This window comes from Streptomyces coeruleoprunus, assembly GCF_039542925.1.
GTDB lineage: Bacteria > Actinomycetota > Actinomycetes > Streptomycetales > Streptomycetaceae > Streptomyces > Streptomyces coeruleoprunus.
Window position 1 is genome coordinate 4,488,730 of record NZ_BAABIT010000001.1, and the last position, 25,139, is coordinate 4,513,868.

Genomic DNA, 25,139 nt, shown 5'->3' on the forward strand with positions numbered 1-25,139 from the left:
TCACGCCACCAGGAGCAGGAATGCACGGCCACGGCCATGGCTACGGGTATCCGCCGCCCCCGGCGGAGCGGCGGCCCGACACCGGCACGCTGGTCGCGCTGCGCGTGCTCTTCGTCACGCTGTCGGTGCTGAGCTGCGGGCTGCTGTCGTGGGCGCCGCTGCTGCGCCTGGCGATCGTGACCCAGAAGCTCCGGGACTGGGCGCTGTTCGGCCTCGGGCTCCTGTCCGCCGTCGGCATGATGGTCTTCGTGGTCGCCGCGGTCCCCGAGGACGAGAACAAGGAGATCAGCGACGCGGCCGCGCTCACCTTCCTGCTCTGGGTCGGGGTCAACGTGATCGGCACCGTCACGTACTACCTGAGCACCGAGATCCGCCACTACGAGCGCCGCTCGGCCGTGCCGTACGCGGTCCCCGCGCACAGCCTGCCCACGGCGCCGCAGAGCGGCTACGGCTACCCGCCCGTCGCGCAGCCGCCGTACACCCCGTCGGCACCGGCCCCGCAGCCGCCCGCCCCCCAGTCGGCTCCGCCGCCCCAGGCCCAGGCACAGGCGCAGCCCCAGCCGCAGCACATCGACCAGGTCCGCGCCGAACTCGACGAGTTGAGCGACCTCCTGCGCAGGAACCAGGGACAGGAGGGACACGGCCGGTGAACGGACGGGTCATCACCGGCCGCTACGAGCTGTCCACGGTCATCGGCCAGGGCGGCATGGGCCAGGTCTGGACCGCCTACGACCGGCGGCTCGACCGGCGCGTCGCCGTGAAGCTGCTGCGCCCCGACCACATGGCCGCCGCCACGGCCGCCGACGAGATGCGCCGCCGCTTCGTCCGCGAGTGCCGCGTCACCGCCCAGGTCGCCCACCCCGGCCTGGTCACCGTGCACGACGCGGGCAGCGACGGCGACGACCTCTACCTCGTCATGCAGTACGTCGAGGGCGCCGACCTCGCCGACCACCTCGCCGAGCACGAGCCGTACCCCTGGCAGTGGGCCGTGTCCGTCGCCGCGCAGCTGTGCGCGGTGCTCGCCGCCGTCCACGCCGTGCCGATCGTCCACCGCGACCTCAAGCCGCGCAACGTCATGGTGAAGCCCGACGGCACGGTCACCGTCCTCGACCTCGGCGTCGCCTCCGTCCTCGACACCGACACCACCCGCCTCACCCACACCGGCTCGCCCATCGGCAGCCCCGCCTACATGGCCCCCGAGCAGGCCATGGGCGGCGCCGTCGGCCCGTACACCGACCTGTACGCGCTGGGCGTGCTCCTCCACGAACTCCTCAGCGGCAACGTGCCGTTCGCGGGCTCCACCGCCCTCGGCATCCTCCACCGCCACCTCTACGAGCCGCCCCTGCCCGTGCGGCAGCTGCGCCCCGAGATCCCCGAGGCCCTGGAGGCCCTGGTGCTGCGGCTGCTCGCCAAGGACCCGCAGCACCGGCCGTCCGGCGCGCAGGAGGTGTACGAGGCGCTGGCCCCGCTGCTGCCCGTGCGCGGCTCGGCGGCCCCGGCCGGCCCGCTCGACCCGACGCGCCCGTTCCTGCGGCCCCTGGCTCCCTGGCCGGACCGGCCGTCCGCGCCCACGGCGGCCGTACCGCCGCCGCCCCCGCACGACCCGCGGGTGCCCGTCCCGCCCGTGGAGCGGCCCGACGTGGCCGCGGCGGTCGACGAGGTCAAGCGGCTGCTCGGCGAGGGCAGGATCACCCAGGCCGTGGACATCCTCGGCGCGATCCTGCCGGCGGCGGCCGCCGAGCACGGCGAACAGTCGACCGTCGTGCGCATCCTGCGCAAGCAGTACGCGACGACGCTCATGGACGACGGCCAGTACCGCAGGGCCCTGCCCGAGCTGCGCCGCCTCGCCGACGACCGGACCGCCGAGGCGGGCCCGGCCGACCCGCAGAGCCTGCAGTTCCGCTACGACGCGGCGCTGTGCCTGGAGCAGCTGGGCGAGGCGGCGGCCGCGCTCGCCGAGTACCGCGCGGTCCTGCCGTACTACGAGAGCGGCCTCCAGCAGCCCGGAGCCGACCCGGGCCGGGCCTTCGACATCCGGCACCGCATCGGCCACCTGCTGCTCACCATGGGCGACCACTCGGCGGCCCACCAGCAGCTGCAGAACCTGCTGTACGACACGGAGCGGGCGTACGGCCCGTACCACCCGCTCCCGTCGGAACTGCGCCGGGCGCTCCAGCGCCAGCAGCAGATGCGCGGCCTGTGAGGCCGCGCCCGCTTCAGGCCGCCGCGCGGTAGTACGCCGAGTCGGCCACCTGCCCCAGGCCGGTGAGGCCCGCCGGGGTGGACCCGCCGGCGAGGACGACGACCCCGCCCGGGGCCAGCAGGTCGTGCACCGCGCCGAGCCCGTGGGGGCCGTTCACGACGACGACGCCGTAGCGCCGGTCGCCGACCAGGTCCCGTACGCCGGCCTCCGCGAGCGTGCCCCGCACGAGGCGGGTCGTGTCGGCGCCGCCCGAGGGGCCGCCGCCCAGCGCCAGGTTGGACCGCACCACCTCCTCGTGGGTCGGCGGACCGTCCAGCGGGTCGACGATCGTCAGGCGGGCGTCGACGCCGTCGCGGCGGAGCATCCGGCGCAGCGCGGCCGCGAACAGCCCGTGCAGCGTGCCGACCTCCAGCACCTCGCCGTTCGGCGGGGTCAGCATCGGCAGCGTCGCGAGGCGGCCGCACACGTCCGACACCGACCCGGCGAGGCCGCCCGTGCCGAGCGCCTCCAGCGCCACCAGGTGCCGGTAGGCGACGGTGACGTCGCCCCGCACCCGCTCGCCCGGGGCGCCGGTGACGGCGCTCACCTCACGGACGAGGGTGTCCACCTGCGTGGCGGTCGGCATCCGGTGGCCGTCACGGCCGGCGTGGTCGAGCAGCAGCCCGAGGCCGTAGCTCTGCCGGCGCAGATCGGCCACCTCGTGGTGCAGGGCGTCGAGGTCCTTCTGGAACGCGGTCGTGACCCGTTCCATGCGCTGTTCGACCAGGGAGAAGGCGGGCCGCAGCACCCGCTTCGCCAGCCGGTTGCTCAGAAGAGAGGGCATGCGGGGCAAGCTACGCCGCGACGGCCCGTCCACGGGCCACGGCACGGTGGTGTGCGGGTGAAGTCTTGGTGGCGCGGAGCCGACGCGTACGCCGGCGGCGCACCACCCCCCACAGCCGCACCACCGGTGTCACCCGCGGATATGTCACCCTTCTGATGACGAGGTGAAGCGGCGCCCGCACATCCATGGTGAAGGCGACGAACACTCCAGCACCGTAACGGGGAGCGCACTCGAAGATGACCGGCGTCCGCGGCCAGATCGTCAGGTTCGCGCTGGTGGGCGTGGTGAACACCGCCACGTACTACTGCCTGTACCTGCTGTTCCTGACCCTCGGTGTGCCGTACGTCGCCGCCCACGTGCTCGCCTTCCTGCTGGCGATGGTCGGCTCGTTCTTCCTGAACTGCTACTTCACGTACCGCACCCGCCCCACCTGGCGGAAGTTCCTGCTGTTCCCGCTCACCAACGCGGCCAACTTCGTCATCACCACGACCGGCGTCTACCTGCTGGTCGACGTGGCCGGCCTGTCCAGCCGCTACGCCCCGCTGCTGGCCGCCGCGGCGGCCATCCCCGTCACGTTCCTGGTCTCCCGCACGATCATGCTCCGGCCCGAGACTCCACGGGACCGTGACTCGTTGGCAGAAGTGGCTCCGAAGTAGTGGCCCCGGCCACGGCCACTGCCTACCATCGATCACCGCAAGGTCGTTGACACTGACGTACGACCCACGCCGGGAGGCCCCTTTGCACCGCCGCCGTCGCACCGCGCTCTCCGTCGCCGCCGCGCTCATCGCCGCGGGCCCCCTCCTCACCGCCTGCGGCAGCGACGCCCACCCAGGGGCGGCGGCCGTCGTCGGAGGGGACAGGATCGAGGTGACCGCGCTGCAGGCGCAGGTGAGGGACGTCCGCACCGCGCAGCAGGCATCACCGCAGGGCGAGATGCTGATCAAGGACACCGGGGACCTCAACCGCGAGAAGCTCAACGGCATGATCTTCGACCGGATCGTGGAGAAGGTCGCCGCCGACGCCGGCGTCACCGCCAGCCGCAAGGAGGTCCAGCAGACCCGGCGGGACGCCGCCCAGCAGAGCGGCGGCGACGAGCAGCTCACCGCCATGCTGCTCCAGCAGCAGGGCATCGCCCCCGACGAGGTCGACGGCGTCATCCGCCGCAACGTCCTCATGAACAAGATCGCCGAAAAGCACGGCATCACCAACACCCCCGAGGGCCAGAAGAAGCTCACCGACCTGTTCAGCGCCGCCTCCAAGGCCCTGAAGATCGAGGTGAACCCCCGGTACGGCAGCTGGGACAACGACAGGATCCAGCTCGGCCGGTACAGCGCCCCCTGGATCCGGCAGCTCACCCGGGACGCGGAGCCGGTGCCCACCGGGATGTAGGTTCGTGGGGTGAACGCCGAGATCGCCGAGAACGCCGACACCCCCACCGCCCCCGGCCGTATCGTCCTGCTCACCGCCAGCCACCGCGTCGCGCCCGGACTGCTGTCCTGGCCCGCGTGGCGGACGCTGCACGCCGCCGACCGGGTGCTGTGCGCCGACCCCGGCCACCCCCAGCTGCCGTACCTGCGCGAGGCCGCCGTCACCGTCGAGATCGCCGCGCCCGCCGCCCGCGAACTCGTCGACCTGTGCGCGGGCGGCGCCACGGTCGTCGTGCTGGCCGGCGGCGAGGGCGAGTCCGACCTCACCGACGGGCTCGCCCGGCTCGCCGGCTCCGGCCGGGTCGCCATGCCCGAACTGGAGCTGCTGCCCGGCTCGTACGACCTGCCGGGCGCCCGCCTCCTCGACCTCGTCGAGGTCATGGACCGCATCCGCCGCGAATGCCCCTGGTCGTCGCGGCAGACCCACAAGGGCCTCGCCAAGTACGCCATCGAGGAGGCGTACGAGCTGGTCGAGGCCATCGAGGACGGGGACCGCGACGAACTGCGCGAGGAGCTGGGCGACGTCCTCCTCCAGGTCGTCTTCCACGCCCGTATCGCGCAGGAGCACGAGGACGAGGCGTTCTCCGTCGACGACGTCGCCGGCACGCTCGTCGAGAAGCTCATCCACCGCCACCCGCACGTCTTCGGCGACGCGCACGCCGAGACGCCCGAGGAGGTCAAGGAGCACTGGCTGCGCACCAAGGCCGCCGAGAAGCAGCGCACCTCGGTGACCGACGGCATCCCACTGGGGCAGCCGGGTCTCGCCCTCGCCGCCAAGCTCGCGAGCCGCGTCCGCAACGCCGCCCTGGAGGTCCCCCTCCCCGGCGGCGAGGGCATCGGCTACGAACTGCTGGCCATGGCCGTACGCGCCGAGGCCGAGGGCGTCGACCCGGAAGCCGCCCTGCGGGCCGCGGCCCGCGCCTACCGCGACGCGATCCGCGCGGCGGAGGGGCACGCGGCTGGGTAGCGTTGACCGTCTGACGCAGTCGACGGGCGGGTGTGCGGGGGGCCGGTGTGAACGGGCGGAAGCTTGAGGCGGTGGCGGCCGACGTCATGATGCGGGCGGTGGCCGAGAACCTCTGGCCGGAGGCCAGGGGCTGGCTGGCCATGCGCGGCGTGGGGGACGTCGAGACACTGCGGCACATCGACCAGGCGGTCTCGATCGAAGCCGAAGCGGGAGCCATCCGGGCCATGACGGCGGTCTGGTTCCGTCGCGCCCTCGCGGAGGACGCGAACGCGGTGCTGAAGATCCGGGACTTCGTGGACCGGTTCGGGGCGGAGCGGGGAAGCCGCACCCACAACACCGTCTCCGGCAGCACGGTCGGCACGCTCGTCCAGTCCGGCACGATCGGCACCTTCCACTACAACGCGGCCGCCGCGCCGCCCGACCCGGCCCTCTGGATGCCCGCCGCCGAGACGACCGCCGTCGCCCTCGGCGGCCGGCACGACCGCCCGTACGTGGAGCGGGACGCCGACGCGGAGCTGGACGCGCTCGTGCGCGGCGGCGGTCTGGTGCTGGTCACGGGCGAGCCGCTGACCGGCAGGACCACCACCGCCTGGGCCGCGCTGCACCGGCTCGCGGACCACCAGGTGTGCGTCCCGCCACCCGGCACCGACCTGCGCACGCTGCCCGAGCGGATACGGGACCGGGGCGGGCGCTGCGTGCTGTGGCTGGACGACCTGGAGCGCCACCTCGGCGACGGGGGCCTGGACGCCACGCTGCTGGCCCGGCTCACCACCATGGGCGTGCTCGTGCTCGCCACGATGACCGACACGGCGTACGACGAGCACCGCTTCGGGACGTCGGCGCACGCCCGGCTGCTGCTCAGCCACGCCCGGGTGGTGGAGCTGAGCCGTGAGTGGAGCGATGCGGAGTGGCGCCGGCTGCGGCAGCACGACGACCCCCACTTGAACGCCGTGAGACTGTTCACCAGCCTCAGCATCACCGAATACCTCGCCGTCGCCCCCGAACTGTGGGCCGAATGGCAGTGGGCCCGGCGCCCGTCCGGCCGCCCGCGCGGGCACCTCCTGGTGCGCGCCGCGATCGACCTCGCCCGGTGCGGGCTCCGCAGACTGCTGCCGCTGGAGTTGCTGCGGGAGGCACACGAGGCGTACGGGGAGGACTTAGACGGCTCCTTCGAGGACGCCCTGGAGTGGGCCGTCCGGCCCCGTCTCGGGCTGACGGGGCTGCTGACGGAGGGCAAGCGCGGCTGGGGCGCGTTCGCGTCGCTCACCGCAGAGGCGGAGCGCGACGGGGCGACGCCGCCCGTCCCGTACGCCGTGTGGGAGCTGGCGCTGGCACACAACCGGGGCGCGGTCCAGCCGCGCCTCCGGAAGGAACTGCGCGCCAGGGCGGACGCGGGGGAGGCCGAGGCCGCGTACCGGCTCGGCTGCCTCGACGGCGACGAGGCGCTGCTGCGTACCGCCGCGGACGCGGGCCACGTGGGGGCGGCGGGGGAACTGGGCCGTCTCCTCGCCGACCGCGGCGAGACCCGCGAGGCCGAGGCCTACCTGGAGGCCGCGGCGGAGGCAGGTGACGCGAGGGCCGCGACGCTGCTGGGGATGCTGCTGCGGGATCGGGCGAGGCGGTGGCTGCACAGAGCGGTGGTGAACGAGGACGCGCGCGACCTGGAGGCGGCGGAGCACTTGGCCGATCTGCACTTGGGCGCCGGTGAGATCGACGAGGCGCACTACTGGTACTTGGAAGTGGTACACACCGGCTCTCCCAGGGCGGCTGGGAGCTATGGGCTCCTGCACCGCATCTGGCAGCAGGAGGACATCGCCAGAGTGTGGTTCGACCGCGCTTTCGACGGCGGTGACCGGAGGTACCGCGATGCGTACGGGGACATCATGACCGTCAGCCAGGCCGAATCACAGCTGAGAGTCGAGTACGAGGAGGCGGAGCCCGGCACGCAGGGCGTCCACGCGACTCACCTCGGTGCGTTCCTGGACAACCAGGGCCGCCCCGACGAGGCCCGCGCCCACTACGAGGAGGGCTTCCGTCTCGGTGACCCCTACGGAGCCTTCCGCCTCGCCCGCCTCCTCGAAAAGGAGGGCAGGCCCCAGGACGCCGCCACCTGGATGCGGAAGGCCGCCGACGCCGGGCACCCGGGTGCCAGGAAGGCGCTGGAGGACGGGGCGGATACCGTCGAAGGGTGAACGCCCCGAACGACCAGCCCACACCTCCCGAACTCTTCACCTGGGAGTTCGCCGCCGACCCGTACCCCGCCTACGCCTGGCTCCGCGAGCACGCCCCCGTGCACCGCACCCGGCTTCCCAGCGGGGTCGAGGCCTGGCTGGTCACCCGGTACGCGGACGCCCGGCAGGCGCTCGCCGACCAGCGGCTCAGCAAGAACCCGGCGCACCACGACGAGCCGGCCCACGCCAAGGGCAAGACCGGCATTCCGGGCGAGCGCAAGGCCGAGCTGATGACGCATCTGCTCAACATCGACCCGCCGGACCACACCCGGCTGCGCAGGCTCGTGTCGAAGGCGTTCACGCCGCGCCGGGTCGCCGCGTTCGCGCCGCGCGTGCAGGAGCTGACGGACCGGTTGATCGACAGTTTCGCTACAAAAGGCGAGGCCGACCTCATCCATGAGTTCGCCTTTCCCCTCCCCATTTACGCCATTTGCGACATGCTCGGGGTGCCCGCCGAGGACCAGGACGACTTCCGGGACTGGGCCGGCCAGATGATCCGGCACGGCGGCGGCCCGCGCGGCGGGGTCGCGCGTGCCGTGAAGCAGATGCGGGCGTACCTCGTCGAGCTGATCCACCGGAAGCGCGGGGACCTCGGGGACGACCTGATCTCCGGGCTGATCCGCGCCTCCGACCACGGTGAGCACCTCACCGAGAACGAGGCCGCGGCCATGGCGTTCATCCTGCTGTTCGCCGGGTTCGAGACCACCGTGAACCTCATCGGCAACGGCACGTACGCGCTGCTCCGCAACCCCGGTGAGCGCGCCCGCCTGCAGCGCTCCCTGGCCGCGGGGGAGACCGAGCTGCTGGCCACGGGAGTGGAGGAACTCCTGCGCCACGACGGGCCGGTGGAGCTGGCCACCTGGCGGTTCGCCACCGAGCCGCTCACCATCGGCGGGCAGCGGGTCGAGGTCGGCGACCCCGTCCTCGTCGTGCTCGCCGCCGCCGACCGCGACCCGGAGCGGTTCCCGGACCCGGACACGCTGGACCTCGCGCGGCGTGACAACCAGCACCTCGGGTACGGGCACGGCATCCACTACTGCCTGGGCGCGCCCCTCGCCCGGCTGGAGGGGCAGACCGCGCTCGCGACGCTGCTGACACGCCTTCCCGACCTGCGTCTTGGTGTGGATCCGGACGAACTGCGGTGGCGCGGCGGGCTCATCATGCGTGGGCTGCGCACCCTGCCCGTGCGGTTCACTCCCGAAGCAAGGTGACGCTCCGTCAATGCTGTGATCTTCGCGTAATCTCCCCGGCGCCGACTTGTGACTGACGTTCGAATGCCCTACGTTCACCGTCACCTCAGCAGTCACGCGAAAGGCCCACCGCATGCGCTCCGGCAACGGACGACACCGTCGACCCCGTCAGGCACCTGCTCTCGTCGTCGCGGCGGGGGTGACCGGTTCCGCGATCGCCCTGCCGCTGCTCGGCGCCGGCTCGGCGTCGGCGGCCGACGGCGCGACCTGGGACCGCGTCGCCGAGTGCGAGACCGGCGGCATGTGGAGCGCCGACCTCGGCAACGGCTACTACGGCGGGCTGCAGTTGTCGCAGGAGACCTGGCAGGCGTACGGCGGTGCGGAGTACGCCCCGCGCGCCGACCTCGCCAGCCGCGCCCAGCAGATAGACGTCGCGGAGAGGGTCCTCGCCGCGCGGGGCGCCGGCGCGTGGGAGACCTGCGCGCCGATCGCGGGCCTCACGACCGGTGGTGCGGCAACCCCGGACGCGGACGCCGGAGCCACGCCGTCCCCCAAGGACCCGGCGGCCCCGACGACCCCGGCCCCGACGCCCGACGCCTCCACCTCCCCCGACGCGGGCGACAAGGGCGCGACCGACACCTCCGGCGCGACCCCCGCGCCGTCGCAGGACGCGGTCCTTCCCGACCCGTCGGCCACGCCGACCGCGCCCGCCACGTCCTCCCCGACGGCGCCGGCATCGCCGGAGGCCCCGGCCGAGCAGCAGCCGGGCACGGGCAAGCACCGCGGCGAGCCCGCCAAGGAGGAGACCGCGGACCCGGCGGCCCCCGAAGGCACCGACGCCACCGTTCCCGACAATTCGGTCACCGGTCGCGAAAACGGCGGTCATGCCTCAAGGGGTGACGGAACGGCACGGGACGCGGGCGTCGTGGCCGCCGACGGTACGTACACCGTCCGCGAGGGCGACAACCTCTGGACCATCGCGGACACGCACGACCTCCCCGGCGGGTGGACGGCGCTCTACGACGCCAACCGAGAGGTGGTCGGCGCCGACCCGAACCTCATCCTGCCTGGCCAGAGCCTCGACCTGGACGGAAAGCAGGGATAGTTACGGGCTGAATGTCCGTTCTGCTCGAATGAGACATCGGTCTCTTTGCCCCAACTGGCCTGCGTGTGCCGCCCGGTCGGAGCGATTCGCCCCCCACCTGCGCAAACACCCGTATCGGGCAGGTGAGTAGGGGCGGATTGACCGCGATGTCCCCCTTTGAACTTCGGGTGGGTCTGTGCTTACCGTCGTGACCGCTCGCCACCGCGGGCTCCGTCCGACCGGTAACGCCGAATCCTGCCGCCGGGTGACGGAAACAGTCGACGCGTCAAGCGCCGTAGGCAGGAGCGGGGGACCCAAGGTAAGCGCCGCGGCCGGTCGTCGGGAGACGACGGGCCCGCCGGCTTGGGGTGAAGCCGCGCACCAGCGTGCGCGGCCGGGCACTCACCCGCCCGAACCCGACAGCTCACCTCGCAGGCGTCGGTGAGGAGGTTCGCCATGCTGCTTTCCGGCAAGGGCAAGCGCCGTCGTCCGTCCAAGGCCGTCCGGTTCGCCGCGTTCGCCGGCATCACCGGTGCCGCCGTCGCCGCCCCGCTGATGGGCGCCACGACCGCGAACGCCGCCACCGCCGCCGAGTGGGACCGCGTCGCGCAGTGCGAGTCCGGTGGCAACTGGTCCATCAACACCGGCAACGGCTACTACGGCGGCCTGCAGTTCTCCGCCTCCACCTGGGCCGCGTACGGCGGCACCGCGTACGCCTCGACCGCCGACCGGGCCACCAAGGCCCAGCAGATCGAGATAGCCGAGAAGGTCCTCGCGGGCCAGGGCAAGGGCGCCTGGCCGGTCTGCGGCGTCGGCCTGTCCAACGCCCCGTACGACGGAGGCTCCGCCGAGGCGGCCCCGGCCCAGCCGAAGCAGGAGACCACCGAGCGCGCCTCGCGCACCGAGACCCGCCCGGCCGCCACCCCGAAGCCCGCCAAGGCCCCGAAGGCCAAGGCCGTGAAGAAGGGTGACGGCGAGTACACCGTCGTCGCCGGCGACACGCTCGCCTCGATCGCCGAGGCCGAGGGCGTCAAGGGCGGCTGGAAGAAGCTGTACGAGCTCAACAAGGACGTCGTGGACGACGCCAACCTGATCTACCCGGGCCAGAAGCTCCACCTGGGCTGACCGCCCCTCGACTCCCCGGCCCGGCGCGCCTTCCCCCGTACGCGCCGGGCCGGGGGCTTTCCCGCCCGCCGATACACCCACTGGTGCGGCGCCAAAGTCGGGCAAAGCGGTCTGGAGCGGATGAGAGAAGCCCTGCTCAGGGTGATTACCCGTCAGTAATGCCTCCGAATTTTGCCCCGGAATGTCGACCGGTGTGCCCTTTTTCGTCCCAGGAGGCGGGCGGTCGCGGACCCCGGCCCCGGAGCCGGTTAGGCTCTTGCCGCAAGGACCGAAGAGACCCTGCACTCCATGCGTCACATCCCAGAAGGAGATGCTCGTGCCGTCCATCGACGTCGTCGTAGCCCGGGAAATCCTGGACTCCCGAGGCAACCCCACGGTCGAGGTCGAGGTCGGCCTCGACGACGGCAGCACCGGCCGTGCTGCCGTCCCGTCCGGTGCCTCCACCGGAGCGTTCGAGGCCCTCGAGCTCCGCGACGGTGACAAGGACCGCTACCTCGGCAAGGGTGTCGAGAAGGCCGTCCTCGCCGTCATCGAGCAGATCGGTCCGGAGCTCGTCGGCTACGACGCCACCGAGCAGCGGCTGATCGACCAGGCGATGTTCGACCTGGACGCCACCCCGGACAAGTCCTCGCTCGGCGCCAACGCCATCCTCGGCGTCTCCCTCGCCGTGGCGCACGCCGCCGCCGAGGCGTCCGACCTGCCGCTCTTCCGCTACCTGGGCGGCCCGAACGCGCACCTGCTGCCGGTGCCGATGATGAACATCCTGAACGGCGGCTCGCACGCCGACTCCAACGTGGACATCCAGGAGTTCATGATCGCCCCGATCGGCGCGGAGTCCTTCTCCGAGGCCCTGCGCTGGGGCGCCGAGGTCTACCACACCCTCAAGAAGGTCCTGAAGGACAAGGGCCTGTCCACCGGCCTCGGCGACGAGGGCGGCTTCGCCCCGAACCTGGACTCCAACCGCGCCGCGCTCGACCTCATCCTCGAGGCCATCAAGCAGGCCGGCTACACCCCGGGCAAGGACATCGCCCTGGCGCTCGACGTCGCCGCGTCCGAGTTCTACAAGGACGGCGCCTACGAGTTCGAGGGCAAGTCCCGCACGGCCGCCGAGATGACGGACTACTACGCCGAGCTGGTCGAGGCGTACCCGCTGGTCTCCATCGAGGACCCGCTGTTCGAGGACGACTGGGACGGCTGGAAGACCATCACCGAGAAGCTCGGCTCGAAGGTCCAGCTCGTCGGCGACGACCTGTTCGTCACCAACCCGGAGCGCCTGGCCCGCGGCATCGAGGAGGGCGCCGCCAACGCGCTGCTCGTCAAGGTCAACCAGATCGGCTCGCTCACCGAGACCCTGGACGCCGTCGAGCTGGCCCAGCGCAACGGCTTCAAGTGCATGATGTCCCACCGCTCCGGCGAGACCGAGGACGTCACCATCGCCGACCTGGCCGTCGCCACCAACTGCGGCCAGATCAAGACCGGCGCCCCGGCCCGCTCCGAGCGTGTCGCCAAGTACAACCAGCTGCTGCGCATCGAGGAGATCCTCGACGACGCCGCGGTGTACGCCGGCCGCAGCGCCTTCCCGCGCTTCCGCCCCGCGAACCAGTAAGCACAGCGCCCTGCGAACCAGTAAGCACAGGCGCCCCGCGAGCTGAGCACGCCCGTAGATACGTACGTCCCCGGCCACGGTCCCGTACCGTGTCCGGGGACGTCGTACGTACGAAGGGGCGAAGGGGCGAGCCGATGGCGACGCAGAACCGGGACCGGTTCTCGACCGCGACGAGGCTGCGGCTGCTCGGCGAGCAGACCGCCGCGCGGGTCTACCGCTCGCAGAACCGCCGCCAGGCGCGCCGGTCCCGGCTCACCGGGCGGGCGGCATTCCTCGCCCTCGTCGTGTGCTCGATGATCGTGGCGCTCGCCTATCCCATGCGGCAGTACGTCTCCCAGCAGGGCGAGATCGCCGAGCAGGAGCGGCTGGCCGAGGAGGCGCGCGTCCGTGTCGAGCGGCTGCGCGACGAGAAGGCACGGCTCCAGGACGATGCCTACGTCCGGCGGCTCGCCCGCGAGCACCTGCACTACGTGATGCCGGGCGAGACCGGCTTCATCATGAACGACCCCGACGCGGCGCGGGAGCGCCGCACCGACCAGGGCGGGGCCGACCGGCCCTGGTACTCCAACGTCTGGAACGGCGTCGACAGCGCCGACCAGGACAACCGATAGCCCCACAGGATCAAGGCAGGCATGGAAACGCCCCCTCCGCAGACCGAACGCACCGAGCCGACCGAGGCCGACGTCGCGGCCTTCAAGGAACAGCTCGGCCGGCCCCCGCGCGGTCTGCGCGCCATCGCGCACCGCTGCCCGTGCGGCAACCCCGACGTGGTGGAGACCGCGCCCCGGCTCCCCGACGGCACGCCGTTCCCGACCACGTACTACCTCACCTGCCCGCGCGCCAACTCCGCCATCGGCACGCTGGAGGCCGAGGGCGTCATGAAGGAGATGACCGAGCGGCTGCGCGAGGACCCGGAGCTGGCCGCCGCCTACCGGGCCGCGCACGAGGACTACATCGCCCGCCGGGACGCCATCGAGGTCCTGGAGGGCTTCCCCAGCGCCGGCGGCATGCCGGACCGGGTGAAGTGCCTGCACGTCCTCGTCGGCCACTCGCTGGCCGCCGGCCCCGGGGTCAACCCGCTGGGCGACGAGGCCATCGCGATGCTGCCCGAGTGGTGGGCCAAGGGCCCGTGCGTGCAGGTCGACCGGAGCGCCGAGGAGAAGGAGCCGCAGCAGTGAAGAGGGTCGCCGCCATCGACTGCGGGACGAACTCCATCCGCCTGCTGGTCGCCGACGTCGACCCGGCGGCCGGCACGATCACCGACCTCGACCGGCGCATGACGATCGTCCGGCTCGGCCAGGGCGTCGACCGGACGGGCCGCCTCGCCCCCGAGGCGCTGGAGCGGACCTTCGCGGCCTGCCGCGAGTACGCGGCCGTCATCAAGGAACTGGGCGCGGAGCGGCTGCGGTTCGTGGCCACGTCCGCGTCGCGCGACGCGGAGAACCGGGACGAGTTCGTCCGCGGGGTGCTCGACATCCTGGGCGTGGAGCCGGAGGTCGTCACGGGCGACCAGGAGGCCGAGTTCTCCTTCACCGGCGCCACCAAGGAACTGCCGGGCACCGACGAGTACCTGGTGGTGGACATCGGCGGCGGCTCCACGGAGTTCGTCGTCGGCAGCGCGCACGTCCGGGCCGCCCGCTCCGTCGACATCGGCTGCGTCCGGCTGACGGAGCGCCACGTCCGCACCGACCCGCCGTCGGAGGCGGAGGTCGCGGCGATCCGCGCGGACGTCACGGCCGCGCTCGACCTCGCCGAGCAGACCGTCCCCCTGCGCGAGACGCGCACCCTGGTCGGCCTCGCCGGCTCCGTCACGACGGTCGCCGCCATCGCCCTGGGCCTCCGGGAGTACGACTCGGCGGCCATCCACCGCTCCCGCATCGGCTACGACCAGGTCGCCGAGGTCACGGCCCGCCTCCTCGGCATGACCCACGACGAGCGCGCCGCGATCCCGGTGATGCACCCGGGCCGCGTCGACGTCATCGGCGCGGGCGCACTGGTCCTGCGCGAGATCATGGACCGCGTCGGCGCCCAGGAGGTCGTGGTCAGCGAACACGACATCCTGGACGGAATCGCCTGGTCGGTGGTGCTCGACCCGCGTTGAGGGGCGGACCTCGAACCGCGCGCCGTGGACGCCGACGACGGTGCGAGGCGGGACGCTACGGATTGCGCCGGACGTCCCGCCGGTCGCCCACCTTGACGACGAGGACGACGAGTTCACCGTCTTCGACCTGGTAGGCGACCCGGTAGCTGCCGACCTGGAGTCGGTGGAGCCCCGACGGGCCGGTGAGTTTCTCGACGTCGGCGTCCTCGCGGTGGGTCGTCGCCGAGCGCGGTCAGTGCGGCCAGGACGCGCATGGCGTCGGGCCGGCTGATGGCGCGGAGCTGCCGCTGTGCCGCCGTGGTGAACCGGAAGGCGTACTTCACGCCGCCTCGCCGTCATGATCGGTGAACAGAACCACGGCCGCCACCAGTACGCCGTTGCGCGTGATGACCGTCGGAATGCCTTCCTCGGCCCGGTTGAGGAGCCCGGTCGGCTCGGCGCGCTACTGGCCGGTAGTCATGCCTCGCGGAAAAGGTTCGTGAAGTTCTTCACAAGGAAAAGGGCCCTGAAGGGGGGTCCACAGGCCCTTGTGGGCCTTACAGACACCCTGCGGGGACTCTTTCGGGCCCATCTTTCGTAAGCCCAGGCGTGTTTCGACCGTGTGAACAAAGGCGGGCGCTCGTGGTTACGGAGGGCTCTCCGGTCCAGTTCACGGGGGGTGATGAGGGTGTGAACAACGTCCTCCGTTACACCCTGGTTCCCGGACGGCGCCATGACCTCGGTCACGTGGGCCGCGCAGTGTAGCAGAGGTCTCCTCGAACCTTGTGAAGGGGCGCACGAGCGACCCCCCGGACGGGGGTGGATACTCGACTCATGAGCACCACGGAGCGTCCCAGGATCCTCGTAGTAGGCGGAGGGTACGTAGGCCTGTACGCAGCTCGACGCATCCTGAAGAAGATGCGCTACGGCGAGGCGACCGTCACGGTCGTCGACCCGCGCTCGTACATGACGTACCAGCCCTTCCTCCCCGAAGCCGCCGCCGGCAGCATCTCGCCGCGGCACGTCGTCGTCCCGCTGCGGCGCGTGCTGCCCAAGGCCGAGGTCCTCACCGGCCGGGTCACCACCATCGACCAGGACCGCAAGGTCGCCACGATCGCGCCGCTCGTCGGCGAGGCGTACGAGCTGCCGTTCGACTACCTGGTCATCGCGCTCGGCGCGGTCTCCCGTACCTTCCCGATCCCCGGCCTCGCCGAGCAGGGCATCGGCATGAAGGGCATCGAGGAGGCCATCGGCCTGCGCAACCACGTCCTCGAGCAGCTCGACAAGGCTGACTCCACGACCGACGAGGAGGTCCGCCGCAAGGCGCTCACCTTCGTCTTCGTCGGCGGTGGCTTCGCGGGCGCGGAGACCATCGGCGAGGTCGAGGACATGGCCCGCGACGCCGCCAAGTACTACAAGAACGTGTCCCGCGAGGACATGCGCTTCATCCTGGTCGACGCCGCCGACAAGATCCTCCCCGAGGTGGGCCCCAAGCTCGGCAAGTACGGCAAGGAGCACCTGGAGGGCCGGGGTGTCGAGGTCTACCTCTCGACGTCCATGGACTCCTGCGTCGACGGCCACGTCGTGCTGAAGAACGGCCTCGAGGTCGACTCCAACACGATCGTGTGGACCGCCGGTGTGAAGCCGAACCCGGCGCTCGCCCGCTTCGGCCTGCCGCTCGGCCCCCGCGGCCACGTCGACTGCGACACCACGCTCCAGGTCAAGGGCACCGACTACATCTGGGCCGCGGGCGACAACGCCCAGGTCCCGGACCTCGTCGGCCGCAAGGCGGGCAACGAGAACGCCTGGTGCCCGCCGAACGCCCAGCACGCGCTGCGCCAGGCCAGGGTCCTCGGCGACAACGTGGTGTCCGGCATGCGGGGCTTCCCGCAGAAGGACTACGAGCACGCCAACAAGGGTGCCGTCGCCGGCCTCGGCCTGCACAAGGGCGTGGCGATGATCGTCATGGGCAAGATGAAGATCAAGCTCAAGGGCCGTCTCGCCTGGTACATGCACCGTGGCTACCACGGTCTGGCCATGCCGACCTGGAACCGCAAGATCCGCGTCTTCGCGGACTGGACGCTCGCCATGTTCCTCAAGCGCGAGGTCGTCTCGCTCGGCGCCATCGAGTCGCCGCGCGAGGAGTTCTACGAGGCCGCCAAGCCGGCCCCGGCTCCGGCCGCCGCCTCCTCCGCCCCGGAGAAGGCCAAGGCGTCCTGACGCCGAGCACCGATCCAGCCCCGAGGGGCCGCCCGCCATCCGTGGTGCGGGCGGCCCCTCGGCGCGTTTCCGTGCGCGTCAAGGGCGTGCGCCGGCGGCCCGTGTGCGGCGGATGCGTAAATTGCCCGCGACGAGGCGTGGTTTCGGGACTGCATTCCGTGGCCGTCGGTGTTTACGTGGTGCTGAGCATTTCTGGACTCCACCGTCACGGAGGTGTGCACCATGTCCGACGCCGCTTCGCGGCTGGCCGCGCTCGCCGAGGAACTGATGGGCGTCCCGCTCCCGGTCCGGATCCGTGCCTGGGACGGCAGTGAGGCCGGGCCACCGGACGCGCCCACGCTGATCGTCCGTCACCGGCGGGCGCTGCGGCGGATGGTGTGGAAGCCGGGCGAGCTGGGCCTCGCCCGGGCGTGGGTGGCCGGGGAGATCGACGTGCGGGGCGACCTCTACGAGGCGCTCGACCGGCTCGCCGGGCTCGTCTGGGAGCGCGGCCACGACGCCAAGGACCCCGTCCACCTCGTCCGCGACCCGCGCCTGCGCGCCGCCGCGCGCGAACTGCTCCGGCTCGCCGGCCCCTGGCCGCCGCCCGCGCCGCCCGCCGAGGAGGTCCGCCGCCGCAGCGGCCCCCTGCACACCAAGGTCCGCGACCGGCGGGCCATCAGCCACCACTACGACGTCGGCAACGACTTCTACGAGCTGGTCCTCGGCCCGTCGATGGTGTACTCGTGCGCCTACTGGAGCGAGGGCGGCACCCTGGAGGACGCCCAGCGCGACAAGCTGGACCTCATCTGCCGCAAGCTCGCGCTGAAGGAGGGCGACCGGCTCCTCGACGTCGGCTGCGGCTGGGGCTCGATGGCCATGCACGCCGCCCGCCACTACGGCGTCACCGTCGTCGGCATCACGCTGAGCGCCGAGCAGGCCGCCTACGCCCGCAAGCGGATCGCCGACGAGGGCCTGACCGACCGGATCGAGATCCGCGTCCAGGACTACCGGGACGTCAGGGACGGGCCGTACGACGCGATCTCGTCGATCGGGATGGCCGAGCACGTCGGCGCCGTCCGCTACCGGGAGTACGCCGACGACCTGTACGCGCTGCTGAAGCCGGGCGGGCGGCTCCTGAACCACCAGATCGCCCGCCGCCCCGAGCGCAACGAGGAGGACTACCGGGTCGACGAGTTCATCGACGCGTACGTCTTCCCCGACGGCGAGCTGGCCCCCGTCGGGCGCACCACCGCGACCCTGGAGGAGGCCGGCTTCGAGGTCCGGGACATCGAGGCCATCCGCGAGCACTACGCCCTCACCCTGCGCCAGTGGGTGGCGAACCTGGAGGCCCACTGGGACGAGGCCGTACGCCTCACCTCGCCCGGCCGCGCCCGGATCTGGCGGCTCTACATGGCCGCCTCCGCGATCTCCTTCGAGCGCAACAGGATCGGCGTGAACCAGATCCTCGCCGTGAAGACCCCCGAGAGCGGCGCGTCGGGGATGCCGCTGCGCTCCCGCATCTGGAGTGCCGGCAGCGGTCGTTGATACGTTCGACCCTTCCAGCTCGTCGAGACGGGTGGCCGTTCACCGCGGTACGCGGGAACGGCCACCGGCTCGTTCACCGCAGTATGAGGGGGAGTTCCGTGCGCCGCCGCGCCACCTGGCTGCTCGGCATCATCGCCGCCGCCGGCCTCGCCGCCGCCACCACCGCGCCCGCGGGGGCGGAGGCGGGGACCGTCACCACCAGCGCCGTCTTCAACGACCCGGCAGGCGACACCGCCGCCCAGAGCCGCATCCGCGACCACGTCGTGGACCTGATCGGGCGCGCCCCGGCCGGCTCCGAGATCAGCGTCGCGATGTACACGTTCACCGAGGACCCGGTCTCGCTGGCGCTCATCGCCGCCAAGGACCGGGGCGTCCGCGTCCGGGTGATCCTCGACCACACGTCCGTCACCATGACGGGCGGCGAGTACGACCGCCTGGCGACCGGGCTCGGCACCGACCGCACGCAGCCGTCCTGGGTGTACGCCTGCCCGGCCGGGCGCGGCTGCATCGGCACCCGCAAGCTGCCGAACGACAGCGACGGGGCCATCAACCACAACAAGTTCTTCCTCTTCTCCTCCACCGGAGGAGCGGACAAGGTGGCCGTGCAGACCTCCGCCAACATGACGAACACCCAGCGCACCGACCTGTTCAACAACGCGGTGACGATCGTCGACAGCGGCCTGTACGACATCTACCGGGGCTACTTCACCGACCTGCTGTCCTACGGCACGTCCGCCACCGGGCTCAGCCACTACTACCGGATGCCCACCAGTACGACCGGCCCGTACAAGACGTACTTCTTCCCGCGCGAGGAGTCGGCCTGGACGACGTACGACAACGACGCGTCGACCGACACCGTGAAGCTGGTCCTCGACAACGTCGGCTGCGCGGGCGGCACACGGGTCGGCGTGGCGGCCAACCTGTTCACGCGCGACGAGGTCGCCGCGAAGCTCGTCGAGCTCCAGCAGGCGGGCTGCACGGTGACGCTCGCCCACGACGCCGCGCCCGGTTCGATGGGGTCCGCCGTGGCGAACGTCCTCGCGGGCCGGCTCGCCGCGCAGGAGGGCTGCTACGAGTCCCGCGAGACGGGCAAGCCGGTCGGGCTGCACTCCAAGTACGTGCTCGTCGAGGGCACGTACAACGGCGTCGCCGGCCGCAAGCTGGTCTTCACGGGCAGCCACAACCTCACCTACCCGGCGCTGCGGGCCAACGACGAGACGCTGCTGAAGATCGACGACCCCGCGCTGTACGACGCGTTCAAGGCCGACCACGACCGCCTGATGAGCTACTGCGCGGGCAGCTGACGGGCATCCGGACACACGGAAGGGCCGGGCTCCCGTCAGGAGCCCGGCCCTTCGCCGTACCGTGCCGCCTACTCGGCCTTGATGGCGTTCAGCATGTTGAGCTTCGCCGCGCTGCGCGCCGGCCACATCGCGGCCAGCACGCCGACCAGCCCGGCCAGCAGGAGGAAGAGGCCGACCCGGTCCCAGGGGATGACCAGGGCGTAGTCCGGCAGGCTCTTCCGGAGGGTCTCGCCGATCGCCCAGCCGAGGAACGAGCCGAGACCGATGCCGACCACCGCGCCGAAGAGGGAGATGACGACGGCCTCCAGCCGGACCATCCGCTTCACCCGGCGGCGGTCCAGACCGATCGCCCGCAGCATGCCGATCTCCTGCTGCCGCTCGAAGACGGACATCGCCAGGGTGTTCACCACACCGAGGACCGCGATGATCAGCGCCATCGCCAGCAGCCCGTACATGATGTTCAGCATCATGTTGATCATGCCGCCGAACTGGTCACGGATGGCCTGCTTGTCCATCACGGTGATGGCCGGGTTGTCGCCGAGGGCGTCGATCAGCGCCTTCTCGTTCTTGGCCGTCTGACCGCCGTCCATCGTCACGAAGATCTGCGGGATGTACGGCTTCACCTCGTGCGGGTTCATGACCTTCGTGTCGGCCAGGACCGGCGAGAGGAACTCGCTGTCCTTGTAGGTGGCGCCGACCGTCAGCTTGCCCTTCTTGCCGTCGTTGAAGGTGACCGGCAGTGTGTCGCCGACCTTCCAGCCGCGCTTCTTGGCCGTCGAGTCGGCGACGGCGATCTGCCCCCGGCCGAGCGTGTCCAGCGAGCCGCCGGTGACGTCGACGCGCAGGACCTTGTCGATCGTGGCCGCGGTGACCGCCGAGACGGAGGCCCAGTCGCCCTTGACCTCGAAGGAGGCGGCCTGCTGGGGCGAGACCGCCGTGACGCCGGGGGCCTTCTCCAGGGCGGTCAGCGCCGACTGGTCGAGGGCGCCGCTGCCGGCCATGGTGACCATGTAGTCGGCCTTGATGTTGTCCGTCGTCATCTTGTCGAGGGACCGGCCGACCGTGACGCCCAGCACCGACAGACCGGTGACCAGGGTCAGACCGATCGCCAGCGCCGAGGCGGTGGCGCCGGTACGGCGGGGGTTGCGGACCGCGTTCTGCCCGGCGAGCTTGCCTGCCACACCGAACGGGCCGGTGAGCAGCGGACGGACGAGCGCGATCACGGGGCGGGACAGCAGCGGGATCAGCACGATCACACCGATCAGGCTGAGGAACGCGCCGCCGGCGATGGCGTACCGGCCCGTCTCGCCGCTCTTCATCGCGCCGAGCACGATCATGGCGCCGCCGATCGCGGTGATGAACGCGCCGATCGTGTTGCGCACGACCAGGGACTTCGTGGAGGGCGCCGTGTGCAGGCTGGTCATCGCGGCGACCGGGGGGATCTTCGCGGCCCGGCGGCCGGGCAGCCAGGCGGCGAGCATCGTGATGAGCACACCGACCGCGAACGCGGAGATCACCGGGGTCGAACCGATCACCAGGTCGCCGGAGGGCACCTTCACCTCGAAGGCCGACATCCCGGACCGCAGGCCCACCGCGAGGCCGATGCCCAGCGCGAGGCCCACCACGGAGGCGACCAGGCCGACCACCGCGGCCTCCATGAGGACCGAGCGGGTGATCTGCTTGCGGGAGGCACCGACGGCGCGCATCAGGGCGACTTCCTTGGTGCGCTGGGCCACCAGCATCGTGAAGGTGTTCGAGATCAGGAAGATGCCGACGAACAGGGCGATGCCCGCGAAGGCCAGCAGCATCTGGTTGAGGGAGCCGAGCCCGCTCTCGATGTCCTTGGCCTGCTGCTCGGCGAGGGCCTGGCCGGTCTGGGCCTCGGCGTTCTCCGGCAGCAGCGGCTCGACCGCCTTGAGCAGGGCGTCGTCGTCGGCGCCGGGCGCGGCCGTGACGGTCACGTCCTTGTAGTAGCCCGGCTTGAGGAACAGCTGCTGGGCGACCTTCGCGTCGAACAGGACGAGGCTGCCACCGGCGCTGACGGCGCCGTCGTCGGTGGTGAAGACACCCTGGAGCGTGTACTCCTTCACCGGGCCGTTGGTGGCGACCCGCACGGAGTCGCCGACCTTGTACCTGCCCTTGTCGGCGGTGTCCTTGTCGAGGGCTATCTGGTCGGCCTTCACGGGGCCGGAGCCCTCGACGAAGTCGTACGCCGCGTCCTTGCCGTCCTTGCCGGGGGCGAAGTTGGAGCCCTTGTTGGACCAGCCGACGCCGATCAGCTTGCCGTTCGGGTCGGCGACCCCGGCGAAGCCGTCGACGAGTCCCGTCGCGGAGGCGACGCCGTCGAGGCCGGCGACCTTGTCGAGGGTCTGCTGGGAGATCCCCGGCTGCTGCTTGGGGTCGTCGGGGTTCGCGTAGGAGGTGACGGCGACCGCGACCTTGTCGTAGCTCTTGGCGGACTGGTTGCGGAAGGCCTCGTTGAGGGTGTCGGTGAAGACCAGGGTGCCGGAGACGAAGGCGACGCCGAGCATGACGGCGAGCACGGTCATCAGCAGCCTGGCCTTGTGCGCGAGCACATTGCGCAGGGCGGTACGGAACATGAGTCGTGTCCTGGAGTGGGTGTCCGGTGGCGCAGCCGGGCGGGGCGCCGGGCCGGGGTGGCGTGGTCGGGTGCCTGGGCCGGGCCCGGGTCAGCTGGTGCGGCCCTTGGCGTCGAACTCCTTCATGCGGTCCAGCACGCCGTCCGCCGTCGGGTTCAGCATCTCGTCGACGATCCGGCCGTCCGCCAGGAAGATCACGCGGTCGGCGTACGACGCGGCCACCGGGTCGTGCGTGACCATGACGACCGTCTGGCCCAGCTCGCGCACCGAGTTCCGCAGGAAGCCGAGGACCTCCGCGCCCGACCGGGAGTCGAGGTTTCCGGTCGGCTCGTCACCGAAGATGATCTCCGGGCGGGAGGCCAGCGCGCGGGCCACGGCCACACGCTGCTGCTGGCCGCCGGAGAGCTGGGCGGGCCGGTGGCCCAGCCGCCCGGACAGGCCCACCATGTCGATGACCTTCCGCACCCACTCCTGGTCGGGCTTGCGGCCCGCGATGTCCATGGGCAGCGTGATGTTCTCCAGCGCCGTCAGCGTCGGCAGCAGGTTGAAGGCCTGGAAGATGAAGCCGATCTTGTCGCGGCGCAGCTGCGTCAGCTGCTTGTCCTTCAGCGCGCCCAGCTCGGTGTCGCCGATCCGGACGGAGCCGGCGGAGAAGCTGTCCAGGCCGGCCACGCAGTGCATCAGGGTCGACTTGCCGGACCCGGAGGGGCCCATGATCGCGGTGAACTCGCCCTGCCGGAAGTCCACGGTCACCCGGTCCAGGGCGACCACCTGGGTCTCACCCTCTCCGTAGACCTTGGACAGATCCGTGGCGCGGGCGGCCACCGCGGTGGCGCGGTGAACGGTCGGGGTGGGGATCACGGGGTGGGCTCCTGTCGTGCATGGCGTTTTCGAGGACCCCTCCATCGTCGGCGCGGGCCCGCCGCCGGGCGTCCGTCCCCGTGCCCGTTCCCGGGGCCATCTGGAGTCTGACCGCGCGGACCGCCCCTCCTCCTCAGGTATGACGGCGCCCCTGAGACACCCGTCCGGGGGTGTGCGGCGTCCCGGCGGCGGCGACTTTCCGTCATTCCGTGGGACATGCCTTTGCGCCCGCGAGCCCCCCGCGAGTGCCCCGCAGCGCCCCTGACCTGTGCTGACGCACCCTCAGACGTCAATAAAATAAGACAACATCGGGCCACTCTTCCGCTGTTCGGGGGACGCACCCGGATAGGCTCGTGTGCCAACGCGGAGCCGCGCACCATGCCCGGATGGTGGAACGCAGACACGGCGAGCTTAAACCTCGCTGGCCTTTCGGCCGTGCCGGTTCGAGTCCGGCTCCGGGCACTCGCCGCTCGGGGAGGACCGGGCTCGACACGCAGACCCTGCGTGATCGTGCTCGGAATGAGAGAAAGATCCTCCCCGAGCACTAGGGTGTTTCTTTTGCTTCCCCATTACGCTGGTCCCAAGGCCGCGCACGGCGGCCATGGAGGAGTGAGATGAGGAGCAGCAACCCGGTCTTCTCGCGACGGGGGTTCAGCCGCGACAACGGCTACGCGGGCTTCAACGCGCAGCAGCAGGCCGGGGGCCCCGCCGCTGGAACCAACCCGTACGCGACGAATCCGTACGCCACCAACCCCTACGCCCAGCAGGACGGCCAGCTGGGCGCGCCGACGCAGGCCCCCGCCCGCACCGGCGTCATGACCATCGACGACGTGGTGTCGCGCACCGCCATCACGCTCGGCACGGTCTTCGTCACGGCGGCTCTCGCCTGGTTCCTGCTGCCGGTCGACCCGGCGAACCTGGGCAAGTCGTACGGCATCGCCATCGGCGCGGCCCTGGTGGCCTTCGTCTTCGCGATGATCCAGTCGTTCAAGCGCAAGGCGTCGCCCGCGCTGATCCTCGCGTACGCGGCCTTCGAGGGCGTTTTCCTCGGCGTGATCTCCAGCGCCGTCACCACGTACGTGACGGCGGGCGCGGTCCCGCAGGCGGTGCTCGGCACGATGTCGGTCTTCGCCGGTGTGCTCATCGCCTACAAGATGCGCTGGATCCGCGTCACGCGCCGTTTCTACGGCTTCGTGATGGCGGCCGCGATCGGCTTCGTGCTGCTGATGGCGGTGAACATGCTGTTCGCCGTGTTCGGCGGCGGTGACGGCCTGGGCTTCCGCAGCGGCGGCCTCGGGATCATGTTCGGCATCATCGGCATCATCCTCGGCGCGTGCTTCCTGGCCCTGGACTTCAAGCAGGTCGAGGACGGCATCACCTACGGTGCCCCGCGTGAGGAGTCGTGGCTGGCCGCCTTCGGTCTGACCATGACGCTCGTGTGGATCTACATGGAGTTCCTGCGCCTGGTGCAGATCTTCGCCGGCGAGGACTGATCCCCGTACGGCGAGGAGGGCCCGTCCGGCACACCGCCGGACGGGCCCTCCGTCGTTTCCGCCGGGGTTTCCTTTCGCTAGAGCAGCTTGCGCGCCGCACGCCTCAGGTCGTACTCGTGGATGATCGCTTTGGCGTGTCCGTACGCGAGGTCGTATTCGCTCCGGAGCCAGCTGACCTTCTCCTCGAAGCGGACGAGGGAGGGTCCTTCCTCGACGGTGCGAAGCCAGTCGGACACTTCACGACCGGTGCAGTGGGGAATTCGGGAGAGCAGATTTCGATGGGTCTCTTCGGAGAAGACTTGGGACATCGGCGCCTCCGGACGCTCCGCGCGTGTGCTCCTTCACGTCACGGTGCCTGAGCGTTCGCCCGTTGGCAACAGTGCCGTCACGGCGCATAG

The 25,139-nt window shown here is 71.5% G+C and carries 21 protein-coding genes, 1 tRNA gene, 1 pseudogene and 1 riboswitch; of the genes and pseudogenes, 18 read left to right on the plus strand and 5 right to left on the minus strand.

The features are described from left to right. Positions 1-20 precede the first annotated feature (20 nt). Together ABEB09_RS20110 and ABEB09_RS20115 are read left to right on the plus strand one after the other, a co-directional pair. Positions 21-650, plus strand: a complete 630-nt coding sequence (locus ABEB09_RS20110; RefSeq protein WP_345691302.1) for a hypothetical protein — start codon at positions 21-23, stop codon at positions 648-650. Beyond that, positions 647-2,203: a serine/threonine-protein kinase gene (locus ABEB09_RS20115; RefSeq protein WP_345691303.1), complete on the plus strand. Its 1,557-nt coding sequence runs from the start codon at positions 647-649 to the stop codon at positions 2,201-2,203. Before ABEB09_RS20110 ends, ABEB09_RS20115 begins: the two co-directional genes overlap by 4 nt. A 13-nt stretch (positions 2,204-2,216) precedes the next feature. Here ABEB09_RS20115 and ABEB09_RS20120 read toward each other — a convergent pair whose 3' ends face one another. After that, the gene (locus ABEB09_RS20120) at positions 2,217-3,026 is read right to left on the minus strand and encodes a class I SAM-dependent methyltransferase (RefSeq protein WP_345691304.1); all 810 of its coding nucleotides are present in this window, start codon (positions 3,024-3,026) and stop codon (positions 2,217-2,219) included. 236 nt (positions 3,027-3,262) lie between these two features. Here ABEB09_RS20120 and ABEB09_RS20125 point away from each other — a divergent pair, with 236 nt between their 5' ends. The 11 genes from ABEB09_RS20125 (at position 3,263) to ABEB09_RS20175 (ending at position 14,757) form a co-directional block, all read left to right on the plus strand. After that, positions 3,263-3,682, plus strand: coding sequence for a GtrA family protein (locus ABEB09_RS20125; RefSeq protein WP_345691305.1), 420 nt, complete (start codon positions 3,263-3,265; stop codon positions 3,680-3,682). A gap of 82 nt (positions 3,683-3,764) precedes the next feature. Continuing rightward, entirely contained in the window at positions 3,765-4,415 is a 651-nt protein-coding gene (locus tag ABEB09_RS20130; protein WP_345691306.1) for a SurA N-terminal domain-containing protein, read from the plus strand. A 9-nt stretch (positions 4,416-4,424) separates the two neighbouring features. Next, positions 4,425-5,420, plus strand: coding sequence for a nucleoside triphosphate pyrophosphohydrolase (locus ABEB09_RS20135; protein ID WP_345691307.1), 996 nt, complete (start codon positions 4,425-4,427; stop codon positions 5,418-5,420). Between the two features lie 71 nt (positions 5,421-5,491). Then, a complete protein-coding gene (locus ABEB09_RS20140) occupies positions 5,492-7,612 on the plus strand; it encodes a tetratricopeptide repeat protein (protein WP_345691308.1) in 2,121 nt (706 codons plus the stop codon). Then, positions 7,609-8,862, plus strand: coding sequence for a cytochrome P450 family protein (locus ABEB09_RS20145; RefSeq protein ID WP_345691309.1), 1,254 nt, complete (start codon positions 7,609-7,611; stop codon positions 8,860-8,862). The genes ABEB09_RS20140 and ABEB09_RS20145 overlap by 4 nt, the downstream gene beginning before the upstream one ends. Positions 8,863-9,040: 178 nt before the next feature. After that, on the plus strand, positions 9,041-9,946 hold the full coding sequence (locus tag ABEB09_RS20150; protein ID WP_345691310.1) for a transglycosylase family protein: 906 nt from the start codon (positions 9,041-9,043) through the stop codon (positions 9,944-9,946). A 260-nt stretch (positions 9,947-10,206) separates the two neighbouring features. Further along, positions 10,207-10,378: riboswitch (cyclic di-AMP (ydaO/yuaA leader) on the plus strand. Positions 10,379-10,381: 3 nt separating this feature from the next. Next, the gene (locus ABEB09_RS20155) at positions 10,382-11,050 is read left to right on the plus strand and encodes a transglycosylase family protein (RefSeq protein WP_345691311.1); all 669 of its coding nucleotides are present in this window, start codon (positions 10,382-10,384) and stop codon (positions 11,048-11,050) included. A 316-nt stretch (positions 11,051-11,366) separates the two neighbouring features. Beyond that, entirely contained in the window at positions 11,367-12,656 is a 1,290-nt protein-coding gene (gene eno / locus ABEB09_RS20160; protein ID WP_417790101.1) for a phosphopyruvate hydratase, read from the plus strand. Positions 12,657-12,790: 134 nt separating this feature from the next. Next, on the plus strand, positions 12,791-13,267 hold the full coding sequence (locus tag ABEB09_RS20165; RefSeq protein WP_345691313.1) for an FtsB family cell division protein: 477 nt from the start codon (positions 12,791-12,793) through the stop codon (positions 13,265-13,267). 21 nt (positions 13,268-13,288) lie between these two features. Next, positions 13,289-13,834: a DUF501 domain-containing protein gene (locus ABEB09_RS20170; protein WP_345691314.1), complete on the plus strand. Its 546-nt coding sequence runs from the start codon at positions 13,289-13,291 to the stop codon at positions 13,832-13,834. After that, on the plus strand, positions 13,831-14,757 hold the full coding sequence (locus tag ABEB09_RS20175; protein WP_345691315.1) for a Ppx/GppA phosphatase family protein: 927 nt from the start codon (positions 13,831-13,833) through the stop codon (positions 14,755-14,757). Before ABEB09_RS20170 ends, ABEB09_RS20175 begins: the two co-directional genes overlap by 4 nt. A 55-nt stretch (positions 14,758-14,812) precedes the next feature. Here the strand turns inward: ABEB09_RS20175 and ABEB09_RS20180 are convergent. Then, positions 14,813-15,080, minus strand: a pseudogene (locus ABEB09_RS20180) (type II toxin-antitoxin system RelE family toxin). Positions 15,081-15,570: 490 nt separating this feature from the next. Here ABEB09_RS20180 and ABEB09_RS20185 point away from each other — a divergent pair. The 3 genes from ABEB09_RS20185 (at position 15,571) to ABEB09_RS20195 (ending at position 19,787) form a co-directional block, all read left to right on the plus strand. Next, a complete protein-coding gene (locus ABEB09_RS20185) occupies positions 15,571-16,956 on the plus strand; it encodes an NAD(P)/FAD-dependent oxidoreductase (RefSeq protein WP_345691316.1) in 1,386 nt (461 codons plus the stop codon). Between the two features lie 222 nt (positions 16,957-17,178). Then, on the plus strand, positions 17,179-18,483 hold the full coding sequence (locus ABEB09_RS20190; protein WP_345691317.1) for a class I SAM-dependent methyltransferase: 1,305 nt from the start codon (positions 17,179-17,181) through the stop codon (positions 18,481-18,483). A 98-nt stretch (positions 18,484-18,581) separates the two neighbouring features. Next, on the plus strand, positions 18,582-19,787 hold the full coding sequence (locus ABEB09_RS20195; RefSeq protein WP_345691318.1) for a phospholipase D-like domain-containing protein: 1,206 nt from the start codon (positions 18,582-18,584) through the stop codon (positions 19,785-19,787). A gap of 68 nt (positions 19,788-19,855) precedes the next feature. Here ABEB09_RS20195 and ABEB09_RS20200 read toward each other — a convergent pair whose 3' ends face one another. Beyond that, on the minus strand, positions 19,856-22,387 hold the full coding sequence (locus tag ABEB09_RS20200; protein WP_345691319.1) for an ABC transporter permease: 2,532 nt from the start codon (positions 22,385-22,387) through the stop codon (positions 19,856-19,858). 90 nt (positions 22,388-22,477) lie between these two features. Beyond that, entirely contained in the window at positions 22,478-23,293 is an 816-nt protein-coding gene (locus ABEB09_RS20205) for an ABC transporter ATP-binding protein (protein WP_380839965.1), read from the minus strand. A gap of 335 nt (positions 23,294-23,628) precedes the next feature. On the opposite strand from ABEB09_RS20205, the gene ABEB09_RS20210 reads away from it, so the two are divergent. Together ABEB09_RS20210 and ABEB09_RS20215 are read left to right on the plus strand one after the other, a co-directional pair. Continuing rightward, positions 23,629-23,710: transfer RNA gene (locus ABEB09_RS20210), tRNA-Leu, on the plus strand. A gap of 152 nt (positions 23,711-23,862) precedes the next feature. After that, positions 23,863-24,741, plus strand: coding sequence for a Bax inhibitor-1/YccA family protein (locus ABEB09_RS20215; RefSeq protein WP_345691320.1), 879 nt, complete (start codon positions 23,863-23,865; stop codon positions 24,739-24,741). A 77-nt stretch (positions 24,742-24,818) separates the two neighbouring features. Here the strand turns inward: ABEB09_RS20215 and ABEB09_RS20220 are convergent, their stop codons facing one another. Continuing rightward, positions 24,819-25,049, minus strand: coding sequence for a DUF4287 domain-containing protein (locus ABEB09_RS20220; RefSeq protein WP_345691321.1), 231 nt, complete (start codon positions 25,047-25,049; stop codon positions 24,819-24,821). Positions 25,050-25,139: the final 90 nt, after the last annotated feature.

Coding starts and splice junctions, on each gene's coding strand:
- ABEB09_RS20205 (WP_380839965.1), bottom strand. CDS start 23,293: ATGGAGGGGTCCTCGAAAACGCCATGCACGACAGGAGCCCACCCCGTG.
- ABEB09_RS20200 (WP_345691319.1), bottom strand. CDS start 22,387: ATGTTCCGTACCGCCCTGCGCAATGTGCTCGCGCACAAGGCCAGGCTG.
- ABEB09_RS20220 (WP_345691321.1), bottom strand. CDS start 25,049: ATGTCCCAAGTCTTCTCCGAAGAGACCCATCGAAATCTGCTCTCCCGA.
- ABEB09_RS20155 (WP_345691311.1), top strand. CDS start 10,382: ATGCTGCTTTCCGGCAAGGGCAAGCGCCGTCGTCCGTCCAAGGCCGTC.
- ABEB09_RS20185 (WP_345691316.1), top strand. CDS start 15,571: ATGAGCACCACGGAGCGTCCCAGGATCCTCGTAGTAGGCGGAGGGTAC.
- ABEB09_RS20110 (WP_345691302.1), top strand. CDS start 21: ATGCACGGCCACGGCCATGGCTACGGGTATCCGCCGCCCCCGGCGGAG.
- ABEB09_RS20190 (WP_345691317.1), top strand. CDS start 17,179: ATGTCCGACGCCGCTTCGCGGCTGGCCGCGCTCGCCGAGGAACTGATG.
- ABEB09_RS20120 (WP_345691304.1), bottom strand. CDS start 3,026: ATGCCCTCTCTTCTGAGCAACCGGCTGGCGAAGCGGGTGCTGCGGCCC.
- ABEB09_RS20170 (WP_345691314.1), top strand. CDS start 13,289: ATGGAAACGCCCCCTCCGCAGACCGAACGCACCGAGCCGACCGAGGCC.
- ABEB09_RS20165 (WP_345691313.1), top strand. CDS start 12,791: ATGGCGACGCAGAACCGGGACCGGTTCTCGACCGCGACGAGGCTGCGG.
- ABEB09_RS20215 (WP_345691320.1), top strand. CDS start 23,863: ATGAGGAGCAGCAACCCGGTCTTCTCGCGACGGGGGTTCAGCCGCGAC.
- ABEB09_RS20125 (WP_345691305.1), top strand. CDS start 3,263: ATGACCGGCGTCCGCGGCCAGATCGTCAGGTTCGCGCTGGTGGGCGTG.